Source organism: Pseudomonas sp. CFBP13528 (assembly GCF_005233615.1).
GTDB classification, from domain to species: Bacteria; Pseudomonadota; Gammaproteobacteria; order Pseudomonadales; family Pseudomonadaceae; genus Aquipseudomonas; species Aquipseudomonas fluorescens_AM.
Map to the genome: position 1 here is coordinate 169,611 of NZ_QGAJ01000006.1, position 17,948 is coordinate 187,558.

A 17,948-nucleotide genomic window follows, 5' to 3' on the forward strand; every position below is an offset into this window, starting at 1 on the left:
CAGAAGATAAATAGAAAAACACCACAGGCCCGATTGAGAAAAAAATCTGGTAACCCGCTGAAATTCGCCGTATTTCGCGCGCGATTGGTGGCACTTTGCAAACTAATTGCGTTTTAATGTGTCGATTAAAACCAACAGTGTTAAAGGTTGTGTCGCGCAAGCCCGCTACGACTGACTTACACTGACTTCCACCCTTTTCATCTGTAACAAGGAATAACTTATGGGCGTGATCAGTGAGTTCAAGGCCTTCGCGGTCAAAGGTAACGTGGTCGACATGGCCGTCGGTATCATCATCGGCGCCGCGTTCGGCAAAATTGTTTCCTCGTTTGTAGGGGACGTGGTGATGCCGCCGCTCGGCCTGTTGATCGGTGGCGTGGACTTCGGCGACCTGGCAATCACGCTTAAAGCCGCGCAAGGCGATGCACCCGCCGTGGTGCTGGCATACGGCAAGTTCATCCAGAGCGTGGTCGACTTCTTGATCGTCGCCTTCGCCATCTTCATGGGTGTCAAGGCGATCAACCGCCTCAAGCGCGAAGAGGCCGTAGCCCCGACGCTGCCACCGACGCCGACCAAGCAAGAGGTGCTGCTGGGCGAGATCCGCGACCTGCTCAAGGCACAGAACGACAAACCGCTCTGACCCGCAGATGCAAAAAGGCGCCGCGTGAGGCGCCTTTTTTTTACCAGTAGTTTTCCACCGCCACTTGGCCCGGGCGTCGGCTCAGGCTCAGTTGCATGTCGCGCTGCTTGAGCAACTGGCGCGTGTCATCGACCATCTGCGGGTTGCCGCAAATCAGCACGCGGGAGTGTTGCGCCGTCAACGCGATGCCGGCCGCGCGCTCCAGCTCCCCGTTCTCGATCAAGGTGGTGATACGCCCGTTCAATGCGCCCGGATGCCGCTCGCGGGTGACGATAGGGATGTAGATCAGCTTGTGGGCGTATTCGGCCAGGTATTCGCGCTCGCCCAGGTCCTTGATCAGCGTCTGGTATGCCAGTTCCCTGGCCTCGCGTGCGCTGTACACCAGAACGATACGTTCAAATTTCTCCCACACCTCGAAATCCTGCAGGATCGACAGGAACGGTGCCACCCCGGTGCCGGTGCCCAGCAGCCACAGATCACGCCCGTCTACAAAGCGGTTCAGCGTCAGAAAGCCCGTGGCCTGGCGCTCCACCAGCAAGGTATCGCCGACTTTCAGGCGGCTCAACTCACTGGTGAACTCGCCGCCTGGAACCACGATGGAAAAGAAGTCGAGGTATTCGTCAAACGGCGACGACACGATGGAATAGGCGCGCCACACGGTACTGCCATCCGCCTTGGTGACACCCAGACGCACGAACTGGCCGGCGGTAAAGCGAAAACCGGCATCACGCGTGGTGCGCAGGGTAAAGAGGCTGGGGGTCAGCGATTGCACGTCGAGCAAGGTCTGGCGGGTAAATTTCTCAGCACTGGCCGTCATGGGGGGCTCCGTTTTGCACAGGGCCGTAGTGTCTCTCAAAGCGCGCCGCGCAAACACCGCTGATTGGTAGTGACATTACATTCGCTCGGCATTCGCTCGACATTCGCTCGACATTCGCTCGAGCCGGCGACCCTGTCAGGCTGGTTACAATCAGTGACAAATAGCGCACCAATACTGGACTAAACATTTCGCTATGAACACACCCGCAATACACAACAACATGTAGCTGAACGTCTAGATAGTGTCACTTTAGCACTACCTGCAAACTATTGAAAAACCGCGCCCTCCTGCATAAGTCCGACTAAAACCCAGTCCTCGTCCACCCTGTTGCAGTCCCGGTCCAAGCCAGTCAATGAATTTTTTTTCAATCTCACAAGTAAGACTTATCCTACACTTCCCATTCGAGCAGCATTGGGATCAGGACGTACCCAAGTCATAAAAACCCAGGGAGAAATATTGATGGTCAAATGGCGCAATACACGGTTACCCAAGCTGGCAGGCGAGAGCGAAATCACCAGCGTGTTTGAAATGGTCATTAATCACATGTATGAGTTGGGATTCCAATATTGCTCATTTACGATGAGCGCTCAGGCACAAAACGACCAAACAGATCCCGTCCATCTTGACAACCACCCGAATGAATGGAGGAACATTTATAAACGAGCGCATTTCTTCGAAATAGACCCTGTTGTATCCCACTGCAAGAACAGTGTCCTGCCCATTGTCTGGGACCCGAAAACGTTCAGCAGTACCCCCCAGTTGTGGGAGTTGGCCCAGTCGTTTGGGGTGCACTTGGGCTGGACCCAGGCGGTCCATGATTTCCAAGGTGTGTACAGCATGCTCACGCTGACGCGTGGCAAAGGCGAGGTCAGCCCCGAAGAGCTTTACGAAAAAGCCGGGCAGGTGTTGTGGCTGTGCCATGCGATGCATGCAGTCGTTGCAAAAAAATACGCCGACAAAGCCCATATCAACACGCCCAGCAAGCTGACCGCACGGGAAACGGAGGTCCTCAAGTGGTCCGCCATGGGCAAGACCGCTTCCGAGATCGCGGCTATTCTCTGCCTGTCCGAGCGTACGGTGGGCTTTCATATCAGCAGCACCTTCAAGAAGCTTGGGGTGCACAACAAGATCCAGGCTGTGCTCAGCGCCTCTAAAGCAGGGCTGTTTTAACCCGCACAAGAAACAGCGCATGTCATCGCGTTGAAAAAAAAGTAACATTTGCGGCCCATTCTGAGTGTTGATGCTGCCCTTTCACAGGTTGCCTCGCCGTTCACTCAGACGGTTCCGTCGATTACCCAGAGCCTCCCCCGCCATGCCCCTGCTTGACAGCCCCTTCGCCCAGCTCGATTTGATCCGTCAGCCCGAGCAACACAATGATCCGCTGCAAGCCTTCGATGCCGCCGACGAATACCTGCTCAACCACCTCGCCGGCCAGCAACCCCCTGCGCAAACCCGTGTGCTGGTACTCAATGACAGCTTCGGCGCCCTCGCGGCCAGCCTTGCAGGCCAGGTGCAGGTGACCTCCAGCGGGGACTCGTTCCTCGCCGCGCAAGGCCTGGAAAAAAACCTGGCGCGTAACGGCAAAGCCTTTGATGCGGTAAGGTTCGTACCGGCCAGCCAAGTGCCGATCGGACCGTTCGACCGGGTGTTGCTCCGTGTGCCGAAAACCCTGGCGCTGCTGGAAGAACAGTTGATTCGTTTGCAGGGGCAACTGGCACCGGGCGCCGAAGTGATCGCCGGGGCGATGATCAAACACTTGCCACGCGCCGCCGGTGAACTGCTGGAGCGTTATATCGGACCGATGCATGCCACGCTTGCGGCAAAGAAGGCCCGGCTGCTGATCGCCACCGTCGCGGATCGCCCCGCGCCCGTATCGCCCTACCCTACCCGCTACTCGCTGGATACCCCGGCCATCGAATTGCTCAACCATGCCAACGTGTTCTGCCGCGAAGGCCTGGACATCGGCACGCGCGCGTTCCTGCCGCACCTGCCGAACAACCTGGGCGGCGCCCGCGTGGCCGACCTTGGCTGCGGCAACGGCGTACTGGCAATTGCCAGCGCGCTGCAAAATCCTGACGCGCAGTACACCCTGGTGGACGAGTCCTTCATGGCGGTGCAGTCAGCCGCCGAAAACTGGCAGGCCGCGCTGGGCGGACGGGATGTCATCGTGCGCGCCGATGACGGCCTTGCCGGCCAGGACCCGCAGTCGTTGGACGTGGTGCTGTGCAATCCGCCGTTCCACCAGCAGCAGGTGGTGGGCGACTTTCTCGCCTGGCGCATGTTCCAGCAGGCGCGCGAGGCGCTGGTGGTGGGTGGCGCGCTGTATATCGTCGGTAACCGTCACCTGGGTTATCACAGCAAATTGGCGCGCCTGTTTCGCGGCGTCGAACAAGTGGCGGCCACACCCAAGTTCGTCATTCTCAAGGCGCGCAAATAAAAAAAAGCCCCACCCTTCCAGTAAGAAGAGCAGGACTCAAAAAAACCGGGCCGCAAGGCCCGGATAGGGATGTCAGTGCGTGGTCAGCCCGGCCGCGTTCATGAACATGCGCATCAGGCTGGCGACGATAAACAAGGCCAGCACACTGCCGGTCCAGATCATCGCCAGCCATCCAAGGCGCCGCCACAGCGGCTGTTTCTCGGCCTGTTCGATATCGTGCAACGAAGGTTTGCCCGCCATGCTGCGACCCTCCTAGTGATAACCGTCTTCATGGGTGACCTTGCCGCGGAACACGTAGTAGCTCCAGAAGGTGTAGCCCAGGATGAACGGAATGATGAACAAGGTGCCCACCAGCATGAAGCCCTGGCTTTGCGGCGGCGCGGCGGCGTCCCAGATCGAGACTGACGGTGGAATGATGTTCGGCCACAGGCTGATCCCCAGGCCGCTGTAACCCAGGAAGATCAATACCAGCGTCAGCAGGAACGGCGTGTAGTGCGCCCGGCGTGCCACGGCGCGGAACAAACCGTACATCGTCACCAGCACCAGCAGCGGCACGGGCAGGAACCAGAACAGATTCGGCAGGGTGAACCAGCGCGCGGCGATGTCCGAATGGGTCAGCGGCGTCCACAGGCTGACGATACCGATTACCGCCAACACCACGAAGGCCAGCGGGCGCGCCAGGTTGTGCATCTGTTCCTGCAACTTGCCTTCGGTCTTCATGATCAGCCAGGTGCAGCCGAGCAAGGCATACGCCACGATCAACGCCACGCCACAGAACATCGTGAACGGGGTCAGCCAGTCCAGCGAGCCGCCGGCGAACTGGCGGTTGACCACCGGAATGCCATCGATGAACGCCCCCAACGCCACGCCCTGGAAGAACGTGGCCGTCAGCGAGCCGCCGATAAACGCCTTGTCCCACAAGTGACGCTTATGGTCCTTGGCCTTGAAGCGGAACTCGAAGGCCACGCCACGAAAGATCAGCCCGATCAACATCAGGATCAGCGGCAGGTACAACGCCGACAACACCACCGAGTAGGCCAGCGGGAATGCACCGAACAAGCCCGCGCCGCCCAATACCAGCCACGTTTCGTTACCGTCCCACACGGGCGCCACGGTGTTCATCATGACGTCGCGGTCGGTCTTGCCCTTCACGAACGGAAACAGGATGCCGATGCCCAGGTCGAAGCCGTCCATCACCACGTACATCATGATGCCGAAGATGATGATCACGGCCCAGATCAGCGGAAGATCAATGCCCATCTCAATGCCCCTTGTGCTGGATGTCGTCGTGGTCGTTGTCGGTGCCATCATCGGCAGCGGACAACGGACGCGCCGGGGTACGTTTCTGGCCAGGTCCACCCTGGGTCGGCTCGGTGACCTCGTAAACCACAGGCCCTTTGCGCACCAGACGCATCATGTAACCCAGGCCCGCGCCGAACAGCGCGAAGTACACCACCACGAACAGCACCAGGGTGATGGTCATCTGCGCCAGGCTATGCCCGGAAGAGGCATCCGCCGTGCGCATCAGCCCGTAGACCACCCACGGCTGGCGACCGATTTCGGTGGTGAACCAGCCGGCGAGAATCGCGATCAGACCGGACGGGCCCATCCACAACGCCAGGTACAGGAACGGCTTGGACGTGTACATCTTGTCGCCACGGCGCAGCCACAGGCTGAACAGGCCCGTGAAGATCATCAGGAAACCCAGGCCGACCATGACCCGGAACGACCAGAACACCACGGTCGAATTGGGACGGTCTTCAGGCGGGAAGTCCTTGAGCGCCGGCACCTGTTTATCCAGCGAGTGGGTCAGGATCAGGCTGCCCAGGTAGGGGATTTCCACCGCATACTTGGTTTTTTCGGCCTTCATGTCCGGCCAGCCGAACAGGATCAGCGGCGTGGGTTCATTGCCGATGTTTTCCCAGTGACCTTCAATCGCGGCGATTTTGGCCGGTTGGTGCTTCAGGGTATTGAGGCCGTGGAAGTCGCCGATCACCGCCTGAATGGGCGCAACGATCAAGGCCATCCACATCGCCATCGAGAGCATTTTGCGGATCGCCGGGTTGTCCTTGCCGCGCAGCAAATGCCAGGCCGCCGACGAACCGACGAAGAACGCGGTGGCCACGAAGGCAGCGGTGGCCATGTGCGCCAGGCGGTAGGGGAATGAGGGGTTGAAGACCACGGCGAACCAATCGGTGGGGATCACGCGGCCATCGACGATTTCAAAGCCTTGCGGCGTCTGCATCCAGCTATTGGAGGAGAGAATCCAGAACGTCGAGATCAGCGTACCGATCGCCACCATCACGGTGGAGAAGAAGTGCAGGTTGCGCCCCACCTTGTTCCAGCCAAACAGCATTACCCCCAGGAAACCGGCTTCGAGGAAGAACGCGGTGAGTACTTCATACGTCAGCAGCGGCCCGGTGACGGCGCCGGCGAAGTCCGAAAAACGGCTCCAGTTGGTGCCGAACTGGTAAGCCATGACCAGGCCGGAGACCACGCCCATGCCGAAGTTGACGGCAAAGATCTTCGACCAGAAATGGTAGAGGTCACGGTAGGTGTCGTTGCGGGTCTTGAGCCACAAGCCCTCCAGCACCGCAAGGTAACTGGCCAGGCCGATGGTGATCGCCGGGAACAGGATGTGAAACGAGATGGTGAACGCAAATTGAATTCGGGCGAGATCTAGCGCCTCCAAACCGAACATAAGTCTTCCTCTGTCAGGTAATACCGGCTGCGGGCTGGGAGCCTGCACCCACTGCCCCCACGGATATGGAGTGTGGCGAATTTCAATTCGTTTCTTTTTTTACCCGTCACGCAGGGAGTCTGGCCTTTCGGCCACCAGAGCAATCCCGGAGCGGGCGTTGATCTGGATCAAGCATCGTTGAAAGAGTAGTCCCATTTTCGATGGGCAGTTGTGTGGTGTTTTGCCGCGTGACAGCTTGCCTCACCGAGGTTATTGCAACTCTTTGTTACAACATAATGCTAATCTCGACGCTCCCTTCGGCACCGACCTGTACGCCCAATGCCTAGTGAACCCGCGTTGCTGTTACGTCACCACCGCCCTTTCATCGCGTTCTGGCTGGCGCGGATCTTTACCGCCAGCGGTTTCCAGATGCTGACCGTGGCCATCGGCTGGAACCTCTATCAACTGACCGGCAATGTGCTGGACCTGGGATTGGTCGGCCTGGTGGAGTTCGTGCCGCGCGTGTTGTTCATGCTGCACACCGGGCATGTGGCCGATCGCTATGAGCGACGCAAAGTCGCCGCCATCTGCCAGACCGTCCAGGCGCTGATTGCCCTGTCCCTGGCCATCGGCGGGCTGACCGGCAACGTGACCCGCGAGATGATCTTCGTCCTCGCCTTCCTGCTTGGCGCCGCGCGTTCATTCGAAATGCCCACCACCCAGGCAATGCTGCCGAGTATCGTGCCCAGCGCGCTGTTCCCTCGGGCCGTGGCGTCGTCGCAATCGGCCCAGCAATTGGCGACCATCGTCGCCCCGGCCCTCGGCGGCTTGCTCTATGCGTTCGGCAGCGTCTGGGTGTACGGCCCGACCGTGGTGCTGTACCTGATCGCCTGCGGGCTGACCTTGAACCTGCCGGCCCGCCAGACGCCGCTGAACAAAGGCAAGGCCACCCTCGACTCGCTGCTCGCCGGGATTCGCTTTATCCGCAGCCGGCCGGACATCCTCGGCGCCATTTCCCTGGACCTGTTTGCCGTGCTGCTGGGCGGCGCCACCGCGCTATTGCCGGTGTTCGCCAAGGACATCCTGTTGACCGGCCCCTGGGGCCTGGGCCTGTTGCGCTCGGCACCGGCGGTGGGGGCGCTGCTGATGTCACTGTGGCTGGCGCGTTTTTCGGTGGACCGCAAGGTCGGTCGCGTCATGTTCACCGCGGTCGGCGTGTTCGGCGTGGCGACCATCGCGTTCGGGCTGTCGACCTCGTTCTGGTTCTCCCTGGCGGTGCTGGTGGTGCTCGGCGCGGCGGACATGATCAGCATGGTGATCCGGGCTTCGTTCGTGCAACTGGAAACGCCGGATGAAATGCGCGGCCGGGTGAGTGCGGTCAACGGCTTGTTTATCGGTGCATCCAATCAATTGGGTGAGTTCGAATCGGGCATCACCGCGCACTGGTTCGGCACTGTGCCTGCGGTGGTCATGGGCGGGATTGGCACGCTGGTGGTGACCGGGGTGTGGATCAAGCTGTTCCCGACCCTGGCCAATCGCGACCGTATGCATGTTCCGGTGGAAGAGCCTGTGTTGAAAACCACCGCCTGACCCGCGATGACAATAAGGTCAAATGTGGGAGGGGGCTTGCCCCCGATAGCGGTAGATCAGTCGCATCAGCGTCGACTGACACGCCGTCATCGGGGGCAAGCCCCCTCCCACATGGGTTACGCGCTGTCTTTTAGAGCACCTTGTCCAGGGTGATCGGAAACTCCCGGACCCGTTTGCCAGTGGCATGATAGATGGCATTCGCCACCGCCGCCGCCACCCCGACAATGCCGATCTCTCCTACGCCCTTGGACCCCAGCGCGTTGACGATCTCGTCGTGTTCTTCGACAAACAGCACGTCAATCTCGCCGATATCGGCATTCACCGGGATGTGGTACTCGGCCAGGCTGTGGTTCATGTAGCGCCCCAGTTGATGGTCGACCTGGGTCTCTTCATGCAGCGCCATGCCTATGCCCCACACCACACCGCCGAGGATCTGGCTGCGCGCCATTTTCGGATTGACCACACGCCCGGCCGCAATGGCGCTGACCACGCGGCTGACCTTGATGGTGCCCAGGTCCTCGTCCACGCGCACTTCGACGAATACCGCCGAATGGGTGGCGCTGGCATAGCCCTCGCGCTTCTTATCGGGCTCGCTGTCTATCTGCACCTCCAGCGCGTCCTCACCGCTGTCCTTGACCAACTGGGCCAACGACACACTCACGTCACCGGTATGCAACTGGCCCTCTTCGAAGCGAACGGACTGGGCGTCCTTGAACACCGGGTAAACCTGCCGGGCGGTTTCCAGCAGTTTGGCATTGAGGGCTTCACAGGCCTGCTGCACGGCAGTACCGACGGACGACACGGTAAACGAGCCGCCCTGCAATGGGGCTGTGGGCAAGGACGAATCGCCCAGCAGGAAGCTGATATCGGCCATCGCCACGCCGCTGGCCTGGGCTGCGATCTGGGTCATCACAGTGTAGGTGCCGGTACCGATATCGGTGGTGGCGCTGCTGACGGTGAGTTTGCCGTCGCTGTCGATGCGCGCCTTGGCACTGGCTTTCATCTGCATGGCTTCCCACACCCCGCCGGCCATGCCCCAGCCGATCAACTGGCGGCCGTCGCGCATGCTGCGCGGTTCGGGGTTGCGCTGGCTCCAGCCGAAACGCTCGGCGCCTTCGCTGTAACATTCGCGCAGGGCTTTGCTCGACCAGGGTTTGTCCTCGTTCTGGTTACGCTCGGCGTAGTTGATCAGGCGCAGTTGCACCGGGTCGATGGCCAGGGCACAGGCCAGTTCATCCATGGCGCATTCCAGGCCGATCACGCCCAGGGCCGCGCCTGGAGCACGCATGTCCAGTGGGGTGAATACATCCAGCGGCACCAGGTTGTAGGTCAACTGCACGTTATCGCAGTGGTAGAGCATGCCGCTCCATTCCACCACGTGTTCGCTGAAATCCTCGAAGCGTGAAGTCTGGCCGATTGCGGTATGCCCCAGGGCCAGCAGGCGCCCGTTGGCGGCGGCGCCCATCTGCAAGCGCTGCAAGGTGCGAGGGCGGTAGCCGAAGGTGAACATCTGCTGGCGGGTCAGGGTGACGCGTACCGAACGCTTCAGTGCCAGTGATGCCATCACAGCCAGCGGCAATTGGTACTGCGGGCGCAGGCCCGAACCAAAGGCACCGCCGACAAACGCGGCAAAGATGCGCACCTGGCTTTTATCCAGGCCGAACACTTTCTGTACATAGGCCTGGCAATTCTGCGGCCCCTGGGTCTTGTCGTGGATATGCAACGTGCCGTCCGGTTGGTACAGCACGGTGCTGGCGTGGGGTTCCATCGGGTTATGGTGTTCGATGGGCGTGCTGTAGTGCAGATCGAGGCTGATGGCGGCGCCAGCCCATTCGGCCTGGAAGTTGCCACGCGGGCCGGGCGGGGTCTGCGGCGAAGGGTGGGCCGATTCCTGCTGGGTGATCAGGTCCGTTTCGAAGTCTTCGCGCGCGTACTCAATCTCCACCAGCGAGCCGGCATGCCGCGCCAGCTCCAGGTTATCGGCGATCACCAGCGCCAGCGGCTGTCCGCTGTAGAGCACGCGGTCGTTGTACAGCGGGCGAAAGGGCGAGCCGTCGGCGGCATCCGCATCGGCGAAGGCATCGTCGTAGCTGGCGATCCGGGGGCGATTGAGGTGATCGATGACGTCCACCACGCCTGGCAGCGCCAGGGCCTTGGAGGCATCGATGCGGATGACCCGGCCTTTGGCGATGGTGCTCGATACCACGCTGCCATGCAGCAGGCCGTCCTCGGGAAATTCCCCGGCATAGCGTGCTTTGCCGGTGACCTTGAGCAGACCGTCGACACGGTCCAGGGGTTTGCCGATGGCACTCATGGCTGTTCTCCCGCGACCGCAGCGTCGCTCAGTGCTCGAATGATTGCGCGGCGCGCCAGCTTGATCTTGAAGCCGTTGTGTTGCAGCGGCTCGGCATCTTGCAGCAGGGCATCGGCGGCGTTACTGAAGGTTTCGCGGCTGACTGGGCGGCCGATCAGCGAAGCTTCCACCGCACGGTCACGCCAGGGCTTGTGGGCCACACCGCCCAGGGCCAGGCGGGCGTCGATGATCTCGTCGCCGTCCAGCTCCAGGGCAGCGGCAACCGACACCAGCGCAAACGCGTAGGACGCACGGTCGCGGATCTTCAGGTAGTGACTGTGGCGAGCCAGGTTATCGGCAGGCAATTCCACGGCCGTGATCAGTTCGTCATCGGCCAATTGGTTGTCCCGTTGCGGCGCATCACCCGGCAGACGGTGGAAGTCGGCAAACTCGATGACCCGCGCCCCGCCGCGCCCTTGCACATGCACCCGCGCCTCCAGCGCTGCCAGGGCCACGCACATGTCCGAGGGGTGGGTGGCGACGCATTGCTCACTGGCGCCAAGGATCGCGTGGATGCGATTCAAGCCGGTGCGTGCCGGACAGCCGCTGCCGGGCTCACGCTTGTTGCACGGCACCGTGGCGTCATAGAAATAGTAGCAGCGGGTGCGCTGCAGCAGGTTGCCACCGGTACTGGCCATGTTGCGCAGTTGCGGCGAGGCCCCGGCCAGGATGGCCTGGGACAGCAACGGGTAACGCTGCTCGATCAGCGGGTGCCAGGCCAGGTCGGCATTGCTGACCAGCGCGCCGATACGCAGGCCGCCCTCAGCGGTTTCTTCGATGGCGCGCAGCGGCAATCCGGTGATATCGATCAGGTGCTCGGGGCGGCTGATATTCTCTTTCATCAAGTCCAGCAGGTTGGTGCCGCCGGCAATGAAGCGTGACGCCGCGCTGCTCAGGTGGACCGCCTCGTGCACATCGGCCGGCTTGCTGTAATGGAACGGATTCATTGCTCACCTCCCCGGTTGCCGCACGCCGGCAGCGCCTCTTCAATGGCGTCGCGGATATTGCTGTAGGCGCCGCAGCGGCACAGGTTGCCGCTCATCAGTTCCTGGATCTGCGCACTGTCGTGGGCGCGGCCTTCGTTGGCCAGGCCGACCGCCGAGCAGATCTGGCCGGGGGTGCAGTAGCCGCACTGGAAGGCATCGTGCTTGATAAAGGCTTGCTGCATCGGGTGCAGTTGGTCGCCATCGGCCAGGCCTTCGATGGTGGTCAGCTCGGCGCCGTCGCACATCACGGCCAGGGTCAGGCAGGCGTTTACGCGTTTGCCGTCACGCAAGACGGTGCAGGCGCCGCACTGGCCGTGGTCACAGCCCTTTTTGCTGCCGACCAGGTCCAGTTGTTCGCGCAGCAGGTCCAGCAAGGTGGTCCAGGGCAGCACACTCAATTGGCGATCCTGGCCATTGAGGGTCAAGCGTATCGGGTGGGCAACGTACGGCTGGGCCGCCGCGCCATTGGGGGTCGCGCTCATAAACACCTCACGGGTTGGTCTACATCCGCGGCGTTCAGGAAAATCGCCGTCTCAGGGGTACGACTTCCCGGGGTTTTGAGCGTTCAAGATGATTGATCAGTGGATATTGAGCTGGGTTCTCAGGGTGTTTTGCGGGGGATTGATTGACGTATTGGTGAATTCGAACCAACCCTGGGCCTGCACGTTAAGGTCGAACACATAGATGTAGCCCATCAGCGTGCCTGCCCCGTTGCAGGCCTGACTGATGTTTCCCACCTGGCACACCGCCGTGCGTTGCCCGTTCAACTCTGCGCCGTTGAAGCGGCCCATCGGGCTATTGCCCAGGCCGACTTCCATCACTGAGACTTTGGTGGGCCCGCGGTGCTCGCACATCTGAGTGGTCTGCACGCGCTCCGGGATGGCCTCGCTGCACTTCGCCGACTCGACCTTGAACACCCGCACCTCGCTCAAGGCCGGTGCAGTCGCGCCCCACGCCGGTGCTGCGCCCAGCCACAGGCTGATACTGGCGATCAGCGCTAGACTCCACACGTTGGCTTTTTTCATGCTGTCGATGACCTGCTGTTGAACGTCGGCGCAGTATGCCTCAAGGCCATGCGCCATACAGCCTCGGCTGCTGGTATGATGCGCCGCTTTTTCCGATCCTCTCTGAAACCACAGGCGCTTGGCGCAGTTTGTGCTTTGACTTAGAGGTCAACAAATCACGACGCAAGATAGCGTCACAGGGAGCCGGCATGCTGGAAAAGCTGTTTCAACTCAAAGCCCACAACACCAATGTGCGCACCGAGATTCTCGCGGGTATCACCACATTCCTGGCCATGGCCTACATCCTGTTCGTCAACCCGAGCATCCTCGGCGAAACCGGCATGGACAAAGGCGCAGTGTTTGTCGCGACCTGCCTGGCGGCGGCCATCGGTTCCACCGTGATGGGCCTGATCGCCAACTACCCGATCGCCCTGGCACCGGGCATGGGCCTCAACGCCTTCTTTACCTATACCGTGGTGCTGCACATGGGCCACACCTGGCAGGTTGCGCTGGGGGCGGTATTCATTTCGGCGGTGCTGTTCTTCCTGCTGTCGATCTTCCGTATCCGTGAGTGGATCATCAACAGCATACCCCTGCCCCTGCGCTCGGCGATTGCCGCCGGTATCGGCCTGTTCCTGGCGCTGATCGCCCTGCACAACGCGGGTATCGTGGTCGCCAATCCGGCCACACTGGTGGGCCTGGGCGACCTGAAACAACCGGCGCCGATCCTGGCGACCCTGGGCTTCGTGCTGATCGTCGCGCTGGAAGCCCTGGCAGTGCGCGGCGCCGTGCTGATCGGCATTCTGGCGGTGACCATTGTTTCGATCCTGCTGGGCGTCACCCCGTTCGGCGGCGTGACCTCCATGCCACCGTCCCTGGCCCCGACCTTCCTGCAGCTGGACATCAAGGGCGCGCTGGATATCGGCCTGGTCAGCGTGATCTTTGCCTTCCTGTTCGTCGACCTGTTCGACAACTCCGGCACCCTGATCGGCGTCGCCAAGCGCGCCGGCCTGATGGGCAAGGACGGCCATATGCCGAAAATGGGCCGTGCGCTGATCGCCGACAGTACAGCAGCCATGGCCGGCTCGCTGCTGGGCACCTCGACCACCACCAGCTACATCGAATCCGCCGCCGGCGTGAGCGCCGGTGGCCGTACCGGCTTGACCGCCATCGTGGTTGCGCTCCTGTTCCTGCTGGCGTTGTTCTTCTCGCCCCTGGCGGCCAGCGTACCGGCCTTCGCCACCGCGCCGGCGCTGCTGTTCGTGGCGGTGTTGATGACGTCCGGCCTGGCCGAAATCGACTGGGATGACATTACCGTGGCAGCGCCGGTGGTGATCACCGCCCTGGCGATGCCGTTCACTTACTCCATCGCCAACGGCATCGCCTTCGGTTTCATCGCCTGGACCGCCATCAAGCTGCTTTCGGGCCGCTACCGTGAGCTGAACCCGGCACTGGTGATTCTGTCGATTCTGTTCGTGATCAAGCTGGGCTGGTTCAACGCATGACTTTCGACGCCGCACACTACACCGTTCAACTGCAAGACAAGGTCACGCGTTTGCGTGACCTGCTGGCACCCTTCGACGCGCCCGAACCGCAGGTCTTCGACTCGCCGCTGCAGAACTTCCGCCTGCGCGCCGAGTTCCGCCTGTGGCGCGAAGGCGGGGAACGCCACTACGCGATGTTCGCCCAGGACGACAAGCGCACGCCGATCCTCATTGAAGAGTTTCCCATTGCCAGCCAACGCATCAACCAATTGATGCCGCAGCTCAAGGCCGCCTGGCAAGCCAGCGCCGCCCTGAGCCACAAGCTGTTCCAGGTGGAGTTCCTGACCACCCTGGCCGGCGACGCGATGATCACCCTGTGCTATCACCGCCCGCTGGACGAGCACTGGCACGCCGCCGCCAACCAACTGGCGACTGAGCTGGACGTGAGCATCATCGGCCGCTCCAAGGGCAAGCGCGATGTGATCGGCCGCGATTACGTGGTGGAGAAACTCGAGGTCGGTGGCCGCACGTTCAGCTACCGCCAGCCCGAAGGCGCCTTCACCCAGCCCAACGGCATGGTGAACCAGAAGATGCTCAATTGGGCGTACGAGGCCCTGGGCGATCGCCCGGACGACTTGCTGGAGCTGTACTGCGGCAACGGCAATTTCACTCTGCCGTTGGCGACCCGCGTGCGTAAGGTGCTGGCCACCGAAATCAGCAAGACGTCGGTCAATGCGGCACTGAGCAACCTCGATGAAAATGCCGTGGATAACGTCACCCTGGTGCGCCTTTCCGCCGAAGAGCTCACCGAGGCGCTGAATGAAGTGCGACCGTTCCGCCGCCTGCATGGCATCGACCTGAAGAGCTACGAATTCGGCAGCGTATTCGTCGACCCGCCCCGCGCCGGCATGGACCCGGACACCTGCGAACTGACCCGGCGTTTCGACAACATCCTGTATATCTCCTGCAACCCGCAGACGCTGGCGGCGAACATTGCGCAACTGCATGACACGCACCGGATCACCCGGTGTGCAATGTTTGACCAGTTTCCGTGGACGCATCATATGGAATCGGGTGTATTGCTGACCCGTCGATAAATCTGTCAGGCATCATCAACTCCGAAGCTGGAATTCATGTATCCGGCGTGTCGCCCGGATCCAGAACGTCCTTGCGCGGCCGGCCGCCCTTCTTGCCATTGGCCCGGGCGGCAGCTGATTTGGCGGCGCTGCGTTTGCGACCGTTTCGCGAGGCTACCAGGCTTGTAGCGAGGTCCATCAGAGGCTGGCTTGTGGCGATAAGACCCGTGATCGAAACGTCCAGGTCCCGGGCCTCACAGCAAAGCGCCTTGCCGCCGAAACCCACTTCCAACTGCTGAAAGTCCTGCGGGGAAAACCCCGCGAACTCCGGTAGACCGGCTACCGGCAACATGACACGGCTGCCATCGCTGAAGCCAATGGAGATGCAGTCGTCTTGATAGCGCACGTTGCTGGCATTGGCATACAGACGCTTCAGTTTGCGCCCACGGGCTATTGCCTTGTCGACATCGGCATCGCTGAGAGGCACATAGGGTGTGACTTTGGCTGTTACGATTTTTTTCATAATTCAATCTCCACAAACCCCGGTGCCCTGACCAGGCTCAAAACTGTTTTTTGCCCTACGACATCGTGCCGGGCACGTGCGATCACATAAACGCCCCGCTGAATGATCAACCCCGGCAACAACTCACTGGTTTCCCAATCCCAGGAATGGTTCTCCAGGCAAACCGTTTGCAGGTTTTCCCACCAGATCCTGCGTGCCCGCGCCAAGTAGTGCCGCTGCATTATTGCCTCGCGTAATGCCTTCAAGATCGCTGTGGGTGGTCGGCAGCGTTCAGGGTTTACATCCCACAGCTCCACGTCCCCATCCAGGAAACTGAAACGAAAACGTGCATCCCATGCCCTTCCCCTGACATGCACATGAGGCGGGCAATGCTCATCCCTGAGAAATACCGAAATTACATATCCCTTGTAAGTGCCTACTCTCATCGTAACCCATCCGTTAGGTTGTTTTCCGCCAGGTAACAATTTTCCCGTGTCACCCGACCACCGGCTTCATGCTCACGAAGCTGCGTCAAAGATTAGTAATGCCGAACAAACCGGCGAACGCCGGGTTGTAACCACTCATGCCAACGGTTGGGAGACTCCGTCCGCGCTCGCAAATCGTGTTCACTCTGCAATCCGGCGTAACACTTCAGCAGAAGCTGCCGTGCTGATTAACGGTTCGATAATCGAACACATCTACCGCCATTCATTGACCAAACTAACCATTCGGTACATTTTATCTCCACAACCAATAAAAACTGTGGAGACCCCTCTATGCCGCCTATCGTGCTGGTGCTCAACGGCCCCAATCTGAACCTGCTCGGCACCCGCGAGCCCGCCACTTACGGTCACGAAACCCTGGCTGACATCGCCGCCCTGTGTGGCCGCAGCGCCGAAAAGCTCGGGCTGAGCATTGAGTTTCGCCAAACCAACCATGAAGGCGAGTTGCTCGACTGGATTCACGCGGCCCGCGCCCGTTGCGCCGGGATCGTGATCAATCCAGCGGCCTGGACCCACACCTCGGTAGCGATTCGCGATGCGCTGGTGGCCAGCGAAGTGCCGGTGATCGAAGTGCATTTATCCAACGTGCATGCCCGTGAGGCGTTTCGTCATCACTCCTTTGTCTCGCCCATCGCCAAGGCGGTACTGGCCGGGTTTGGTAGCCATGGCTACCACTTGGCCCTGGAGCATTTCAGCCACTCGTTGAAAGGATGCGCCTGATGAAACCCCGCGTTCTCGCCGGCCTGATCGGCGCCGGCATCCAGGCCTCGCGCACGCCCGCCCTGCATGAACAGGAAGGTGACGCCCAGGGCTTGCGCTATTTGTATCGCCTGATCGATCTGGAGGTGCAGCGCCTGGACAGCCATGCCCTGCCCGACCTGCTGCGTGCCGCTGAACAGATGCACTTCACCGGCCTGAACATTACTTACCCGTGCAAGCAAGCAATCCTGCCGTTGCTGGATGAATTGTCCGACGAGGCCAGGGGCATTGGCGCGGTTAACACGGTGGTGTTCAAAGACGGCAAGCGCATCGGCCATAACACCGATTGCCTGGGCTTCGCCGAAGGTTTTCGGCGCAACTTCAATGATGTGCCACGCCAGCGCGTGGTGCAGATGGGCGCCGGCGGTGCGGGCGCGGCCGTGGCGCACGCGCTGCTGGCCGAGGGCGTGGAACAGCTGAGCATTTTCGACGTGGACACCGCCCGTTCCCGCGAGCTTGTGGATAACCTCGCCCGGCGTTTTGGCGAAGGTCGCGCCCAGGTCGGCGGCCACTTGGCCAACGCCGTGACCGAGGCGCAGGGTCTGGTCAATACCACGCCGATGGGCATGGCCAAGCTGCCCGGCACACCCGTGCCGGCCGAGTGGCTACACGCCGGGCTGTGGGTGGCGGAAATCGTGTATTTCCCGCTGCAAACCCAATTGCTGCGTGACGCCCGCGCCCTGGGTTGCCGTACCCTGGATGGCGGCAATATGGCGGTGTTTCAGGCAGTAAAGGCGTTTGAGTTGTTCAGTGGCGCCGCGGCGGATGCAGACCGGATGCTGGCGCACTTCCAGAGCATGAATAGCCAGCAGTAGAAACCGGAGCAAAAATGTGGGAGGGGGCTTGCCCCCGATAGCGGTGTATCAGTGGCACATGCTCATCTGACAGACCGCAATCGGGGGCAAGCCCCCTCCCACATTGATTGCACTCAGCCCTGAAATGGCGGTGCTTCAGGCGGTGAAAGCATTTGAGATTATTCAGTGGCGCGGCGGCGGATGCAGACCGGATGCTGGCGCACTTCCAGAGCATGAATAGCCAGCAGTAGAAACCGGAGCAAAAATGTGGGAGGGGGCTTGCCCCCGATAGCGGTGTATCAGTGGCACATGCTCAACTGACAGAC

The 17,948-nt window shown here is 61.1% G+C and carries 18 protein-coding genes and 1 pseudogene; 9 read left to right on the plus strand and 10 right to left on the minus strand.

Annotated elements, in window-relative coordinates:
- The first annotated feature begins 220 nt into the window (after window positions 1-220).
- Window positions 221-637 (plus strand): large-conductance mechanosensitive channel protein MscL, encoded by a 417-nt coding sequence (gene mscL, locus PspCFBP13528_RS14520; RefSeq protein WP_065952115.1) that lies wholly within the window; start codon window positions 221-223, stop codon window positions 635-637.
- 40 nt (window positions 638-677) lie between these two features.
- Here mscL and PspCFBP13528_RS14525 read toward each other — a convergent pair whose 3' ends face one another.
- A complete protein-coding gene (locus PspCFBP13528_RS14525; protein WP_101219579.1) occupies window positions 678-1,454 on the minus strand; it encodes a ferredoxin--NADP reductase in 777 nt (258 codons plus the stop codon).
- A 459-nt stretch (window positions 1,455-1,913) separates the two neighbouring features.
- On the opposite strand from PspCFBP13528_RS14525, the gene PspCFBP13528_RS14530 reads away from it, so the two are divergent.
- Both PspCFBP13528_RS14530 and PspCFBP13528_RS14535 read left to right on the plus strand, forming a co-directional pair.
- Window positions 1,914-2,624, plus strand: a complete 711-nt coding sequence (locus tag PspCFBP13528_RS14530; protein WP_137200463.1) for a LuxR family transcriptional regulator — start codon at window positions 1,914-1,916, stop codon at window positions 2,622-2,624.
- A 142-nt stretch (window positions 2,625-2,766) separates the two neighbouring features.
- Complete coding sequence (locus PspCFBP13528_RS14535) at window positions 2,767-3,891, plus strand: class I SAM-dependent methyltransferase (protein WP_137200464.1); 1,125 nt, start codon at window positions 2,767-2,769, stop codon at window positions 3,889-3,891.
- A gap of 72 nt (window positions 3,892-3,963) precedes the next feature.
- On the opposite strand, the gene PspCFBP13528_RS14540 is transcribed toward PspCFBP13528_RS14535, so the two are convergent.
- From PspCFBP13528_RS14540 to PspCFBP13528_RS14550, 3 genes are read right to left on the minus strand one after another with little or no spacing between them, the layout of a single operon-like run.
- Complete coding sequence (locus PspCFBP13528_RS14540) at window positions 3,964-4,131, minus strand: DUF2474 domain-containing protein (protein WP_065886906.1); 168 nt, start codon at window positions 4,129-4,131, stop codon at window positions 3,964-3,966.
- Window positions 4,132-4,143: 12 nt separating this feature from the next.
- Window positions 4,144-5,151, minus strand: a complete 1,008-nt coding sequence (gene cydB / locus PspCFBP13528_RS14545; RefSeq protein WP_065952111.1) for a cytochrome d ubiquinol oxidase subunit II — start codon at window positions 5,149-5,151, stop codon at window positions 4,144-4,146.
- A gap of 1 nt (window position 5,152) precedes the next feature.
- Entirely contained in the window at window positions 5,153-6,592 is a 1,440-nt protein-coding gene (locus tag PspCFBP13528_RS14550) for a cytochrome ubiquinol oxidase subunit I (RefSeq protein WP_065895210.1), read from the minus strand.
- 318 nt (window positions 6,593-6,910) lie between these two features.
- On the opposite strand from PspCFBP13528_RS14550, the gene PspCFBP13528_RS14555 reads away from it, so the two are divergent.
- Window positions 6,911-8,161 carry an MFS transporter gene (locus PspCFBP13528_RS14555; RefSeq protein ID WP_137200465.1) on the plus strand — a complete coding sequence of 417 codons (1,251 nt, stop codon included), beginning with the start codon at window positions 6,911-6,913 and terminating at the stop codon, window positions 8,159-8,161.
- 130 nt (window positions 8,162-8,291) lie between these two features.
- Here PspCFBP13528_RS14555 and PspCFBP13528_RS14560 read toward each other — a convergent pair whose 3' ends face one another.
- The 4 genes from PspCFBP13528_RS14560 to PspCFBP13528_RS14575 form a co-directional block, all read right to left on the minus strand.
- The gene (locus tag PspCFBP13528_RS14560; protein WP_137200466.1) at window positions 8,292-10,475 is read right to left on the minus strand and encodes a xanthine dehydrogenase family protein molybdopterin-binding subunit; all 2,184 of its coding nucleotides are present in this window, start codon (window positions 10,473-10,475) and stop codon (window positions 8,292-8,294) included.
- The gene (locus PspCFBP13528_RS14565; RefSeq protein WP_101219587.1) at window positions 10,472-11,461 is read right to left on the minus strand and encodes a xanthine dehydrogenase family protein subunit M; all 990 of its coding nucleotides are present in this window, start codon (window positions 11,459-11,461) and stop codon (window positions 10,472-10,474) included. Before PspCFBP13528_RS14565 ends, PspCFBP13528_RS14560 begins: the two co-directional genes overlap by 4 nt.
- The gene (locus PspCFBP13528_RS14570) at window positions 11,458-11,982 is read right to left on the minus strand and encodes a (2Fe-2S)-binding protein (RefSeq protein ID WP_065952106.1); all 525 of its coding nucleotides are present in this window, start codon (window positions 11,980-11,982) and stop codon (window positions 11,458-11,460) included. The genes PspCFBP13528_RS14565 and PspCFBP13528_RS14570 overlap by 4 nt, the downstream gene beginning before the upstream one ends.
- A gap of 96 nt (window positions 11,983-12,078) precedes the next feature.
- A complete protein-coding gene (locus PspCFBP13528_RS14575) occupies window positions 12,079-12,525 on the minus strand; it encodes a DUF4879 domain-containing protein (RefSeq protein ID WP_065952217.1) in 447 nt (148 codons plus the stop codon).
- A 188-nt stretch (window positions 12,526-12,713) separates the two neighbouring features.
- On the opposite strand from PspCFBP13528_RS14575, the gene PspCFBP13528_RS14580 reads away from it, so the two are divergent.
- Complete coding sequence (locus PspCFBP13528_RS14580; RefSeq protein WP_065952105.1) at window positions 12,714-14,009, plus strand: NCS2 family permease; 1,296 nt, start codon at window positions 12,714-12,716, stop codon at window positions 14,007-14,009.
- Complete coding sequence (gene trmA, locus PspCFBP13528_RS14585; protein ID WP_137200467.1) at window positions 14,006-15,085, plus strand: tRNA (uridine(54)-C5)-methyltransferase TrmA; 1,080 nt, start codon at window positions 14,006-14,008, stop codon at window positions 15,083-15,085. Before PspCFBP13528_RS14580 ends, trmA begins: the two co-directional genes overlap by 4 nt.
- Window positions 15,086-15,119: 34 nt before the next feature.
- Here trmA and PspCFBP13528_RS14590 read toward each other — a convergent pair whose 3' ends face one another.
- Both PspCFBP13528_RS14590 and PspCFBP13528_RS14595 read right to left on the minus strand, forming a co-directional pair.
- Window positions 15,120-15,587, minus strand: a complete 468-nt coding sequence (locus PspCFBP13528_RS14590; protein ID WP_137200468.1) for a DUF2442 domain-containing protein — start codon at window positions 15,585-15,587, stop codon at window positions 15,120-15,122.
- On the minus strand, window positions 15,584-16,012 hold the full coding sequence (locus PspCFBP13528_RS14595) for a DUF4160 domain-containing protein (RefSeq protein WP_065952102.1): 429 nt from the start codon (window positions 16,010-16,012) through the stop codon (window positions 15,584-15,586). Before PspCFBP13528_RS14595 ends, PspCFBP13528_RS14590 begins: the two co-directional genes overlap by 4 nt.
- Before the next feature lie 330 nt (window positions 16,013-16,342).
- On the opposite strand from PspCFBP13528_RS14595, the gene aroQ reads away from it, so the two are divergent.
- From aroQ to PspCFBP13528_RS28090, 3 genes and pseudogenes are all read left to right on the plus strand, one after another.
- Window positions 16,343-16,789 (plus strand): type II 3-dehydroquinate dehydratase, encoded by a 447-nt coding sequence (gene aroQ, locus PspCFBP13528_RS14600; protein WP_065895204.1) that lies wholly within the window; start codon window positions 16,343-16,345, stop codon window positions 16,787-16,789.
- Window positions 16,786-17,643 (plus strand): shikimate dehydrogenase, encoded by an 858-nt coding sequence (locus PspCFBP13528_RS14605; RefSeq protein ID WP_162515429.1) that lies wholly within the window; start codon window positions 16,786-16,788, stop codon window positions 17,641-17,643. Before aroQ ends, PspCFBP13528_RS14605 begins: the two co-directional genes overlap by 4 nt.
- Window positions 17,644-17,767: 124 nt before the next feature.
- A pseudogene (locus PspCFBP13528_RS28090) lies at window positions 17,768-17,873 on the plus strand (shikimate dehydrogenase); the annotation flags it as partial.
- Between the last annotated feature and the right edge of the window lie 75 nt (window positions 17,874-17,948).